This is a genomic window from Aquidulcibacter paucihalophilus, assembly GCF_002105465.1.
GTDB lineage: Bacteria > Pseudomonadota > Alphaproteobacteria > Caulobacterales > Aquidulcibacteraceae > Aquidulcibacter > Aquidulcibacter paucihalophilus.
Genome location: NZ_NCSQ01000007.1, coordinates 1 through 12,625 on the forward strand (window position 1 = coordinate 1; position 12,625 = coordinate 12,625).

Annotated in this window: 8 protein-coding genes; 5 read left to right on the forward strand and 3 right to left on the reverse strand. The window is 56.3% G+C overall.

Annotated elements, in window-relative coordinates:
* Nucleotides 1-460: 460 nt before the first annotated feature.
* Nucleotides 461-2,287 (reverse strand): DEAD/DEAH box helicase, encoded by a 1,827-nt coding sequence (locus tag B7364_RS00155; protein WP_085337920.1) that lies wholly within the window; start codon nucleotides 2,285-2,287, stop codon nucleotides 461-463.
* A 420-nt stretch (nucleotides 2,288-2,707) separates the two neighbouring features.
* Between B7364_RS00155 and B7364_RS00160 the strand changes: the two genes are divergently transcribed.
* The 4 genes from B7364_RS00160 to lldD all read left to right on the forward strand — a co-directional run bounded on the left by B7364_RS00160 (nucleotide 2,708) and on the right by lldD (nucleotide 6,436).
* Nucleotides 2,708-3,334, forward strand: coding sequence for an ATP-dependent Clp protease proteolytic subunit (locus B7364_RS00160; RefSeq protein ID WP_085337921.1), 627 nt, complete (start codon nucleotides 2,708-2,710; stop codon nucleotides 3,332-3,334).
* A 171-nt stretch (nucleotides 3,335-3,505) separates the two neighbouring features.
* A complete protein-coding gene (gene clpX / locus B7364_RS00165) occupies nucleotides 3,506-4,777 on the forward strand; it encodes an ATP-dependent Clp protease ATP-binding subunit ClpX (protein ID WP_085337922.1) in 1,272 nt (423 codons plus the stop codon).
* A gap of 18 nt (nucleotides 4,778-4,795) precedes the next feature.
* Nucleotides 4,796-5,233 (forward strand): DUF1330 domain-containing protein, encoded by a 438-nt coding sequence (locus tag B7364_RS00170; RefSeq protein ID WP_085337939.1) that lies wholly within the window; start codon nucleotides 4,796-4,798, stop codon nucleotides 5,231-5,233.
* 54 nt (nucleotides 5,234-5,287) lie between these two features.
* Nucleotides 5,288-6,436 carry an FMN-dependent L-lactate dehydrogenase LldD gene (gene lldD, locus B7364_RS00175; RefSeq protein ID WP_085337923.1) on the forward strand — a complete coding sequence of 383 codons (1,149 nt, stop codon included), beginning with the start codon at nucleotides 5,288-5,290 and terminating at the stop codon, nucleotides 6,434-6,436.
* A gap of 3 nt (nucleotides 6,437-6,439) precedes the next feature.
* On the opposite strand, the gene B7364_RS00180 is transcribed toward lldD, so the two are convergent.
* A complete protein-coding gene (locus B7364_RS00180; protein ID WP_085337924.1) occupies nucleotides 6,440-8,719 on the reverse strand; it encodes a penicillin acylase family protein in 2,280 nt (759 codons plus the stop codon).
* Nucleotides 8,720-8,804: 85 nt separating this feature from the next.
* Nucleotides 8,805-10,013, reverse strand: coding sequence for a hypothetical protein (locus tag B7364_RS00185; RefSeq protein WP_232780758.1), 1,209 nt, complete (start codon nucleotides 10,011-10,013; stop codon nucleotides 8,805-8,807).
* A gap of 206 nt (nucleotides 10,014-10,219) precedes the next feature.
* On the opposite strand from B7364_RS00185, the gene lon reads away from it, so the two are divergent.
* Entirely contained in the window at nucleotides 10,220-12,622 is a 2,403-nt protein-coding gene (gene lon / locus B7364_RS00190; protein WP_085337926.1) for an endopeptidase La, read from the forward strand.
* Nucleotides 12,623-12,625: the final 3 nt, after the last annotated feature.

Genomic DNA, 12,625 nt, shown 5'->3' on the forward strand with positions numbered 1-12,625 from the left:
TCCGGCGGGGATGACGGTGGTTTTGGTTAGGTTTTTTATCTAGACGCGCTTTGGTGATCCCTATGGTCCACCAAACCGCTTCATCCAGTGTGTTCGGGCGATTTGTCGTGTCAAGTCCAGATTTCCTCCGGAAATCTGCCGCCCTAGGTCCACCTCCCTTTTTGAAAGGAGGTGGACCTAATTTCTTGATTTAACCGCGCAACTTGGTTCCAAAGAACCAAGCGCGCGTCAATGGCGCGAAGCGGACTTGACCCGTCAAATCGCCCGCGAACAATAACGTATGGCCTTTCGGGCAGGCACAGCCTGCACCAAAGCCTTCTAGAACAAAAGAACGAAAAGCGATGGCATCCCTCGCGGCCCACAATGTCCTCGCTCTCGACCTCGTGCCGGAGAGTCCCACATGGCCCCCGCTCTTTACGTCGTTTCGGCGGGGATCATTGTGTGGGCTGATAACGTCCGCTCAGTCCATACGGACTTTCTTTTTGAACGACTTCTTTCCGAAAGGGGGTGGACCGCCCTTGCTGCGTGGGGGGCCGACGATGCCGCGCGGGCCGCGTTCGCCAGAAGCCACAGGCGCATTTGGCTTTCCCTTCTTGCTGCCCTTCTTGGGACCATCGCGGCGGGGCGCGCCTTTGGCGCTGCCTGGATGATTGGCAGGCTCAATCCGCATGGCATCATCTGGGTGATCATAGACTGCCCGCATGAAGCGGTCGGCCACGCGGGGGTCGATCTCAAACACCGTGTCGCGATCGAAGATACGTATGGTGCCAATGTCATTCTTGGTGACATGACCAAGGCGGCAGATGAGCGGAATCAGCCATTTCGGGTCTGCGTTGGAATTGCGGCCCACCGAAAGGCGGAACCAGGGCGCGCCAGAGCCTTCTTGCCCGCCAAAGTCACGCGGGTCACGTTCTGGCCGGTCGCGCATTCGGGCAGGCCGTTCTCCCCGTTCTGGCCGTGGGCCACGAGGGTCTGGCACGGGCTCAAACACATCTTCCGGTTCTGGCAGGCGCGAGCGATAGAGGCGAATGAGCGCGGTTGCCACCTGTTCGGGACCTGCCGCTTCCAGCAGGGCTGCAGCGAGACCAACATCTTCTTCGCTCGCAGGCTCTTTTAACATCGGATCATTCATCAACCGGTCGCGGTCAGCCGCGCGGATGGATTCAGCGCTCGGCGGGCCCGACCATGTGGCCGAAACCCCTGCCGAATGCAGCAATTGCTCAGCCTTTTTGCGCCGCGTAGTGGGGACCAACACAACCGAAATCCCCTTGCGCCCAGCCCGTCCTGTGCGGCCCGACCGGTGGAGAAGCGCGGCTTTATTTTGGGGCAGTTCTGCATGGATGACGAGATTGAGGTCTGGAAGGTCCAGGCCGCGTGCGGCCACATCGGTTGCCACACAAACCCGGGCATGGCCGTCGCGCAGCGCTTGCAGCGCATCGGTACGCTCTTTCTGGGACAACTCACCCGACAGGGCCACCGCCGAGAAACCGCGCTCGCGCAGGCTTCCAAATAAGTGACGCACACTTTCGCGCGTTGCACAAAACACCAAAGCCCCGCCCGTACCGTAAAAACGTAGGACATTGACTACGGCCAATTCCAGCTCGTTGGGGGCAACGCGGATGGCGCGATACTCAATATCGCCATGGGGCACATCGCGTGCGGTGGTGTCGATGCGAATGGCGTTGCGTTGATACTGCTTGGCCAAAGTCACAATATCTTTGGCTAATGTGGCCGAGAAGAGGAGGGTACGCTTTTCTTCTGGCGTGCCATCCAAAATGGCTTCAAGATCATCTTTAAAGCCAAGGTCGAGCATTTCGTCGGCTTCATCGAGGACGACGGCGCGCAGGGCGCTGAAGTCAGCGCGCCCCCGTTCCATATGGTCGCGCAGGCGCCCGGGCGTGCCGACCACAATGTGACAGCCTGCTTGTAGCTTGCGGGCCTCCTGGCGGGCATCCATCCCGCCAACGCAGCAAACAACTTGCGCGCCCGCCTTGGCATAAAGCCATTCCAATTCGCGGGCGACTTGTTGGGCAAGCTCCCGGGTGGGGGCGATCACAAGGGCTAAGGGTGCGCCACCCCGACCAAGGCGGTCTTCGCCGGCCAAAAGCGTGGGGCCAATCGACAGGCCAAAAGCAACGGTCTTGCCTGATCCTGTTTGGGCTGAGACCAAAAGGTCTGCATTGGCGCGTTCTTCGGCGAGCACCGCGGCTTGAACAGGGGTCGGCTCGCCATAGCCTTGCGCCGTCAATGCGGCTTCAAAGACGGCGGGTAGAGTAGGGAAGGGCATAGTCATCCTGAAACCGCCTGAAGAGATGGCGGGGTATTGCGAGGGCGGCTTCAAAGCGCGCCAAGGTGGGCCACATAGCAGGAATTGCGCGTAACAGCCACGTATGCATCTGTGTTTGCTGGTCTGTCTGCCCGTGGGGGCGCCAAACACTATCCATAGAATGAACAAACTGGGCTTTGAGTGTGCGGCTTTGCCTGAGACCGGAACAGGGGAGACCCGCATCAAGGCCTCGAATATATCCCTTACTGCAGTCAGTTCCGGCTTGTCTGCTACTGCCTGTGGGTAGATGGATCGACCTTCACCATTCCTTCATTCACTGCTTGCAAACCGCATTAACCGCAACATCTCCTTGCAACGGAGGCGAAGCGGGCCAATATCTAGCATTCCAGAACGCATTGGCGTGTTCTGAAAGAGGCTTTTATGACCGATCATATCACACGCGCACTGGGCTTGGTCCCAATGGTTGTCGAGCAAAGTTCGCGTGGCGAGCGGGCCTTCGATATTTTTTCTCGCCTGTTGCGCGAGCGCATCATTTTCGTGTCGGGCCCAGTTGAAGACGGCATGGCCGCTTTAATCTGCGCCCAACTTCTTTTCCTCGAGTCTGAAAACCCCAAGAAGGAAATTGCTATGTATATCAATAGCCCCGGCGGTGTTGTCACCTCTGGTCTATCGATTTATGACACGATGGAATATATCCGCTCTCCTGTCTCCACCGTGGTTATGGGCCAAGCGGCATCCATGGGGTCGCTGTTGCTGGCCGCTGGGCAAAAGGGTAGCCGCGTTGCGCTGCCAAATGCCCGCGTCATGGTGCACCAGCCCTCGGGTGGCTTCCGGGGGCAAGCAACCGACATTGCACGCCATGCTGAAGATATTGTCGCAACCAAGCGTCGTCTCAACGAAATCTATGTCAAGCACACGGGGCAAGACTATGACGTGATTGAGAAAACCTTGGACCGCGATCATTTCATGACCGCTGAAGAAGCCAAGGCATTCGGCATCGTGGACGAAGTTTTTGTGAAGCGCGAAGACCCAAGTCTGACGAGCTAAACACGCCTTTTGCCCCGCCCGGCCTCGTTTTTGCGTACGACCAAGCGGGTGAACTTAATTGCTTCAGTTTTGCAACGGATCGTTGACAGATTCCGTGCAAGACTGGACAAAGCTTTTTGGAGCGACCGTCAGTGGCTGCTTTTGGCAGCACCATGACGGACTGGAGTAGATATGACCAAAGCAGCCAGCGGTGATTCAAAAAATACGCTCTATTGCAGCTTCTGCGGCAAGAGCCAGCATGAAGTCCGCAAACTGATCGCAGGGCCTACCGTGTTCATCTGCGATGAGTGCGTCGAACTGTGCATGGATATCATCCGCGAAGAGAATAAGAACCAATTGGTCAAATCCAAAGACGGTGTGCCCACGCCGCAGGAGATCAAGGACGTTCTTGACGATTATGCGATCGGCCAGAATTACGCCAAGCGCGTTTTGGCCGTGGCCGTACACAATCATTACAAGCGCCTCGCACATTCGCAAAAGAATGGCGATGTCGAGCTGGCCAAGTCGAACATTTTGCTGATTGGACCGACCGGTTGCGGCAAAACCTTGCTGGCCCAAACCCTTGCCCGCATCATCGACGTGCCATTCACAATGGCCGACGCCACGACTTTGACCGAAGCTGGCTATGTCGGGGAAGATGTGGAGAATATCATTCTGAAACTGTTGCAGGCGTCGGACTATAATGTGGAGCGCGCCCAGCGCGGCATCGTCTATATCGACGAAATCGACAAAATCAGCCGCAAGTCAGACAATCCATCCATAACCCGTGACGTTTCGGGTGAAGGTGTGCAACAGGCCTTGTTGAAATTGATGGAAGGCACGGTTGCATCCGTTCCGCCCCAAGGTGGCCGCAAACATCCGCAGCAGGAATTCCTGCAAGTGGATACCACCAACATCCTCTTCATCGCGGGCGGCGCTTTCCCTGGTCTCGACACGATTATTTCGCGTCGCGGCACAGGTGCTGGCATTGGCTTTGGGGCCAATGTGCGCAGCCCAGATGATCGTCGTACCGGTGATGTGCTGCGCGAGTGCGAGCCTGAGGATTTATTGAAATTCGGTCTTATCCCGGAATTTGTCGGCCGGATGCCTGTTTTTGCGACCTTGGAAGATTTGGACGAAGCCGCGCTCATCCAAATCCTGACTGAGCCCAAGAATGCGTTGATCAAACAATATCAACGTCTGTTTGAGATGGAAAACACCAAGCTGACCTTCACCGACGAAGCTTTGCGGTGTGTGGCGACCAAGGCCATTGCTCGTAAGACGGGTGCACGGGGCTTGCGTTCGATCCTCGAAGGCGTTCTGCTTGAGACTATGTTCGACCTGCCGTCGTATGAAGGCGTGGAAGAAGTGGTGGTCAATGGCGAAGTCATTGAAGGCCGCGCGAAGCCCTTGCTCATCTATTCAGAGCGGCGCGATCAAGCAGCCCCAGCCGCGGCTGGCTAAGCCTAAGGCGAGATGGTGATGACGGACGAGGCCTTTGTTGATCCAACTCGGGCAGCCTTTGACCTGTTCAAATCGCTGCCACGGGATGAGCCGATCTGGATGCTTAATCAGGTCCGTTTCCGGCCTTTGGCGCTTTATCCTGCAGATCATCCAGATGCCAAGCTGAGCCGGACGGGGGCAGAGGCCTACAAAGAATATGGCCGCACCAGTGACCCAATCTTCAGCCGATTAGGCGGCAAGATTGTGTGGCGCGGGACCATGCAAGCCATGCTTACAGGCCCGGAATCAGAGGCTTGGGATACGATCTTCATCGCCAATTATCCAAGTGCCGGTGCCTTTTTGGCCATGGTGACCGACCCGGACTACCGCGAAGCCGTCAAGCATCGCCAAGCCGCCGTGCTGACGAGCCGTTTGGTGCGCTGTCAGCAACAAGATGCCAGTGGCGGATTTGCCTGAGAGCCCAGCCCTGTGCTTAGCTTGCGGGTAAGCGGTCAGAGGAAGCAGGGCTGAATGATCATTGCCAGTCCAAGGGATTTTCGCGGTGTCGCGCAACAGCGTCTGCCACGCTTCCTGTTCGACTATGTTGATGGCGGGGCGCTTGATGAGGTGACACTCAAGGCCAATGAGATCGACCTGTCTAAAATCTTGCTGCGCCAGCGCGTTCTGCATGCCATGGACACAGTCGATCTGTCTACAACCCTCTTGGGCGAAAACTTCGCTCTGCCGATAATTCTGGGTCCAGTCGGCCTATCGGGCATGCTGGCGCGGCGCGGTGAAGTGCAGGCGGCACAAGCCGCCGCCAAAGCCCGTATCCCCTATACGCTGTCAACGGTCAGCGTCTGCCCCCTGGCAGAAGTTGCCGCTGCGTCTAGCCAACCCATCTGGTTCCAGCTCTATGTCTTGAAAGATCGGGGCTTTATGGCCGATGCCTTGGCCCGCGCGGCGGCCTTGGGTGTGACGACTTTGGTGTTTACGGTCGATATGCCAACACCGGGCTCGCGCTATCGTGACCCACACTCAGGCATGTCCGGCCCTTGGGCGGGAACGCGTCGCATGGTGCAAGCCATGCTACACCCATGCTGGGCTCTCGATGTCGGCCTTTTGGGGCGGCCGCATGATCTGGGCAATATCTCTGCCTATCGGGGTCAAGCAACGGGTTTGGCGGATTATATTGGCTGGCTTGGCGCAAATTTCGATCCCAGTATCGGCTGGCAAGACCTTGATTGGATCCGCCAGGCTTGGCAGGGCCAAATCCTCATCAAGGGTATTTTGGATCCGGATGACGCCCGCGATGCCGTCACCTTCGGGGCGGATGGGATTATTGTGTCTAACCATGGCGGGCGACAGCTTGATGGCACCATGTCGACGGCGGCGGCATTGCCTGGAATTGTTGAGGCCGTGGGCAAATCTATCCCCGTCCTTGCGGACTCGGGTATAAGAAGCGGGGTAGATGTCTTGCGCTTTTTGGCCATGGGCGCGGACGCGGTAATGCTGGGGCGGGCCTATGCTTATGCCCTAGCGGCAGGCGGGGAGGCGGGGGTAAGCCGTCTTTTGGCGCTTTTTGAAAAGGAGATGCGCACCAATATGACCCTGATGGGGGTCAAGAAACTGGCTGACCTTGGCCCCCACTGCTTGGTTCGGTCCTCGCTGAAGGAATAAGGTCTATTCCTTGAGCTTCAGCGTCTCGGCGATTTTGGCGGCCTCGATCTCGGCCGGGGTAAAGGATAGGCGGTTCCAGCGCTTTTCAGCATAGGCATTGGTCTGATCGGCATAAAAAGGTGAGGCAGGGTCGGTGGATTGCGCATAGCTCAAAATCGCGTCTGCCACGGGGCCTTTGTCGTCAAAGCCCACAATCTGGACGTAAGAGGTGCCGTGGCGTGGGACCAGGACATTTCCGACCTTCTCGGAGACTTGCACATTGAGAACGCCGAGATTGCCATGAGCACCATGAATGGGGATGTTCTGACCATTACGGGTCACAAATTGCACATTTCCCCAAGCCACATCCAAGGGATAGCCTTCTTTGGTCAAGCGCTCTACCGCTGACCGCAACGCCCCAAGCAGCTGGTCGGCAACAGGGCCTGTAGTAACCAAATCACGGGGGGTGTTGACGGGGTCTTTCAGGTCAAACGGCGTTGCCCATTTGCCTGGCAGCCTGTCGGCCAATTCCCAAAAGGCCCAGAACAGATAGGCACCCTTGCTATCATTGTTGTACAGTCGGTCCCAGTTTTTGAGTGCCTGACAGGCCGTAGCCAAATCTGCTTGATTGGCACACAGTCCCAAAAGCGCATCGAGGGTCAATTCAGCTGCAAGGGCCTTATTGGCAAATTGCATGGCACGCGCGGTTTCATGATCGACTTTGGTGCTTTTAAAGCCATCGGCGCCCGTTAATCTGCGGTCAATCTCAATCAGGCCGGAGCGGGTGCGCAGACTACGGGCAACTTCGGCTGTGCCCAAAATGGGAGACAAGACCCGATAGGGGGCCTTTGGATTGGTGAGCCAATAGCTGTCATTACTATTGGCGACATAGTCGCGCCGCTCAATAATGGCTTGATCACTGGCGGGCATGAGGCCGGGGACGGGCGTGCCCGGTGCTTTATCCCAATCACAGGCAGAGCGGCTGCCATCGAGGATTACAAGACGTTGGGCCAAGGCGGCAGAGCGCGGGGTTGCGCAGTCCTTGATTTTTTGCGCCGAGACATTGGGAACCGCAGTCACATCGGCCAAAAGCGTATTGCCATAACGGTCAGCAGCGATCGTATTCACCCAAGGAATGCCCAGAGTCCTCGTCACGGAATCGCGAATGTCGCCGACATGTTTGGCGAGATTCATGCCAACCCAAGCATCAATCAGGCGATTATTCCCAGCATTGGCGTCGCGGATGGCAAAGGCACGTTCCTTTGTCCAACTCAAGCCTGCGGCGGGCATGACCATAAGGGGGCCGAAACGGCTGACATAGACGGTGCGCTGGACTAGCCCTTCTGGGGTCGGCACGTGAATCTGCCGCACCTCCATCGCTTCGCTCTTGCCATCCACCAGATAGCGCGTGGGGTCGGCTGGATCGAGCGTCAGTTCAAATACGGTTGCATGCTTGGATGCGGTCACGGTGTGCGTCCAAGCAATGTCCTTGTTAAAGCCAATGGTGGGCAGGGGAGAGCCCGCCAATGTTGCCCCCATGACATCGACCACACCTGGAATGGTGATGTGAAGCTGATAGAAACGGGATGGGCCTGCCCACGGAAAATGCGGATTGCCGACGATCAGGCCACGCCCATTGGCGGTGGTTTCTGCGCCAAAGGCCCAGCCATTGCTGCCAAGGCCAGCTGCAGCAGGATCGGGCAGGGTGAGGGCGGCAACTTTCTCTGCTTTCACGTCTTGGGGTGGGGCGGCATAAGCAATGGCTTGGGCGAGAACCAAAGCGCCTGCACGCAAGGCGTTCTTTTCGGTGAGGCGCAACATGTCATCGGTCGTGATTGGGCGCACCCAAGCCTTACCGCGACACGCCTCTGGTACTCGCTCTGGTCCCAGATCGCGCAGGAGACGATTATAGCCGGCAACATAGCCTTCGGTCAGGTCGCGTGCGACTTTGCTGGTCTTCAGGCCGTCGCGGCGAAGTTTTGCCAAATCCAAGTTAGACCGGAAGAACGTATCTGAGGCCAAATTGTCGAGCGGGTCAAAGCCGAGGCTGGTTTTTTCCTTGGCGCCAAAGTGCAGAGACCGTTCGCCCGCCACCGTGGCAAAGTCTTCGGCCAACATGCACAAATTGTCCTGCGCATAGGCATAAGCAACGCCATAGCCAATGCCTTTCCAGCTCTTAGCCGTGATATGGGGGATGCCATAAGTGGTGCGCGTGATGCTGGCCTCAAGGCCCTGAGGCTTCGCCTGTGCTTGTCCGCCCAGCGCGCAGGCTAGAACGATCAGGGATACTGATTTAGGGCGCATTTATTCCTCCATATTGGCGTTTGACGGCCTGTTTTCTTGGACCCTAGGGTGCCCCGCGGTGTGAGGCAAGGAACGATTTTGGGTATTAAGGTGTCGCTTGACTGACTAATGTAAGCACTTGTTCTGCCGCATCAGGTTGACCATTTGCGGAGGCAAAATTGATCAATTCTTTTGCAACTTCGTCCCAGCCCGGCGACCGGTCCGAAGTCAAATAGATCTTTGCGGCAAGTCGGATTTGTGCTTCAGGAAAACCAAAATTGGCGCAAGATGCATCTCGGACTCCGGCTCCAGAGTTGGCGCACGGCGCGTTGTTTGGATTAAAATTTTCAGCTGGCATGGCAGCTTGCACCAACCAAAGAAACGCTTCGTTGTTTGAGATAGAATGGATGATCGGATCGTTTTGGTAGTTGGGCCGATCAATGAAGCGGGTGTAGAATATCAGTTTTGCAGTAGCATCACCTCTTTTCGCCCATACGATAAGGGTTTCATTGTCACAGGTCTTTTGGCTCTTGATTTTACGAAGGTCATCTAGTGGTCGTCCGGCGCAGTGGGTTCGTGGGTGGTCCAAGGGCGGCAGTTTGACCCCGACTGGCGGCAGCCGACCGTTGTCTGGGCACCAATCTGGTGCCCCACAGCCGTAGGCATAAAAGTTGGAGCGGTCAGCATGCAATTCTGTCGTACTCGGATCCGGCACAAGGCAATTGGGCTTCACCTCCTCAAAGGTGATGGTCGCGCGCTCTTGAAGCAAAGCGGCAGGCCCGATCTTGCTACACGAAAAGCTCTCTGCTTGTCGAAATTTGATCCCCGCTTCAGGGCTGGTTGCCTCTGTCGTTGGCCGGTCAATCAGGGCGTGACTATCAGCTTCTGGAAAAACACGCAGGAGGGCTGTACGCAGCTGCCGGCGTCGAGCTTCTGAGATTGGCGGATTTTCCTCTTGGGAATAGCTTGAAACAGGCGGCCAACACCAAGGGAAATCAGGATTTTCTTCCGTGCATGCAGACTGCACTTTCGAGCTTGGACTTTGAACCATCGCAGCCACGTACATGGCTGCAAACAGGAGGATAAACAGGGTACATGCAGTTGCGACAAAAGCCTGCACGAAAAAGATGATCAATCTTAACGCGACGCTTTGCTTTTCTTCCGTCACCCTTTGTCCCCTAAGTCCAAAATACCTAGTCTTGCGATGCGTTCTTTTGAATCCCAGTCGATAAGATGACCAAGGATGGCCTGGCTTTCTAGTCCTTACTTGCACGATTTGATGGCGCGGGCTTCGCTCAACGCATCCAAATTTCAACTACCATTCCCCGTCCTCAAATCACGGATACAGGTCGGGCCTTGAACCTTGCCTTCGGCGCATCCATTTGTGGAATAACATCACCGCGGACTTGCAAAAGCCCGCAACACGGCGCCCTATCTCCCTGTGGAGCGCGTTTTGATCCACCTGGATCAAAGTTGCGCCCCAAAAACTAGGACGTCTCAGGCTAAGTCTAAGGAAACTGAATGACCAAGACACGTATTCTGCCGCTTCTGCCCCTACGCGACATCGTCGTGTTCCCGCATCGCGTTTCGCCCTTGTTTGTTGGGCGGGAAAAGTCGGTTCGGGCGCTGGAAGAAGCGATGCGCAGCGACAAGGAAATTGTGTTGGCGACCCAAAAGGATGCGAGCGCCGATAATCCAGGTCCAGACGATGTGCATCAGATTGGGGTTATTGCTTCGGTGCTGCAATTGCTGAAATTGCCCGATGGCACTGTCAAGGTCTTGGTTGAGGGCAAATCGCGGGTTTCGATCCAAAGCTTTGATGCGACCGAGCCTATGTTTACGGTACAAGTCGAAGAGATCGAAGACCTCGACGCCGATACACCAGAAGCCAAAGCCCTGTCGCGGACGGCGATTGAGCAGTTTGAGAATTACGTCAAACTCAATCGCAAAATTCCGCCCGAAATCGTCTCGGGCCTCAGCCAATTGCCAACCGCCAGCCAAGTTGCAGACGTGATTGCCGATAATTTGGCCATCAAGTTGGAACAGAAGCAGGAGCTTTTGGAAATCTTCAGTGCCACCAAGCGCCTTGAGCGCATCTTCACCTTCATGGAAGGCGAAATGGGCGTGCTGCAGGTTGAGCGCCGGATCCGTAACCGCGTCAAGCGGCAGATGGAAAAGAGCCAGCGCGACTATTATCTGAATGAACAAATGAAGGCCATTCAGCGCGAACTGGGCGAGCAGGACGAAGGTCGTGACGAGCTGCAGGAGCTGGAAGAGCAAATTCGCAAAACCAAATTGTCTAAAGAAGCCCGCACCAAGGCAGAAGCTGAGCTTAAAAAGCTGAAGCAAATGAGCCCGATGTCGGCGGAATCAACCGTGGTTCGCAACTACCTTGATTGGCTGTTGGCCCTGCCTTGGGGCAAGCAGAAAAAGACTAAGAAAGATATTGATGCCGCAGAACAAGTGCTCGACGGCGATCACTATGGTTTGGAAAAGGTCAAGGAACGCATCCTGGAATATCTGGCCGTTGGGGCGCGCACCAATAAACTGCGCGGCCCCATTCTGTGCCTCGTCGGCCCGCCGGGCGTGGGGAAGACCTCGCTGGGCAAGTCCATCGCCAAAGCAACCGGGCGCGATTTCGTGCGCGTCTCACTGGGCGGAGTGCGCGATGAGTCTGAGATCCGCGGCCATCGTCGCACCTATATCGGCTCTATGCCCGGCCGCATCATCCAATCGATGAAAAAGGCGAAAAGCGCCAATCCGCTCTTTTTGTTGGATGAAATCGACAAAATGGGTGCCGATTATCGTGGCGACCCAGCAGCAGCTTTGTTGGAGGTCTTGGATCCCGAACAAAACAGCACCTTCAACGACCATTATCTGGAAGTCGATTATGACTTGTCAGATGTGATGTTCGTGACCACGGCTAACTCGCTCAACATGCCCCAGCCTTTGCTGGACCGCATGGAGATCATCCGCATCCCCGGCTATACCGAAGATGAAAAGGTGGAAATCGCCAAGCGGCACTTGTTGCAAAAGCAGATCGAGGCCAATGGTCTGCGCGTGGGTGAATTCTCGTTGTCGGATGAAGGCTTGCGTGAAGTGATCCGCTATTACACCCGCGAAGCTGGTGTGCGTAGCCTTGAACGTGAAATCGCCAATCTGGCCCGTAAAGCCGTGCGCGAGATCAGCCAGAAGAAGAAAGAAACCGTCGCGATCACACCTGAAAATGTCAAAGACTATCTGGGTGTGCGGAAGGTTCGCTTTGGTGAGGCTGAGACTGAGGATCAAGTCGGGGCCGTCACGGGTCTGGCTTGGACTGAAGTGGGCGGCGACACCTTGACCATTGAAGCTGTCCAGATGTTTGGTAAAGGGCGGATGACCGTTACGGGCAATCTGCGCGATGTGATGAAGGAATCGATTCAGGCCGCCAGCTCGTTTGTGAAGGCGCGGGCACCCCATTTTGGGATCAAGCCCACCTTGTTTGACCAGACCGACATCCATGTGCATGTGCCCGAAGGGGCAACGCCGAAGGATGGGCCATCGGCAGGGATTGCCATGATGACGGCGATTGTAAGCCTGTTGACCCATAATCCGGTATCGCGCTCGGTTGCCATGACCGGGGAGATCACCTTGCGAGGCCGGGTTCTGCCGATTGGTGGCCTGAAGGAGAAGCTACTGGCCGCTTTGCGGGCGGGCATCAAAACCGTGCTGATTCCAAAAGAGAATGAGAAGGACCTTGAAGACATTCCCGAGAATGTGAAGCAGGGCCTGACCATTATTCCGGTTTCCACAGCCGACGAGGTCTTGGTTCATGCCCTGACCCGGCCCATCGTCGCGATTGATTGGAACCCAGAAGATGCTGCCGAAGCCTTGGCGAAGCGTCTGCCAGAGGCAGGCGACCCAAGCGCTGCTACAGCGCACTAAGCA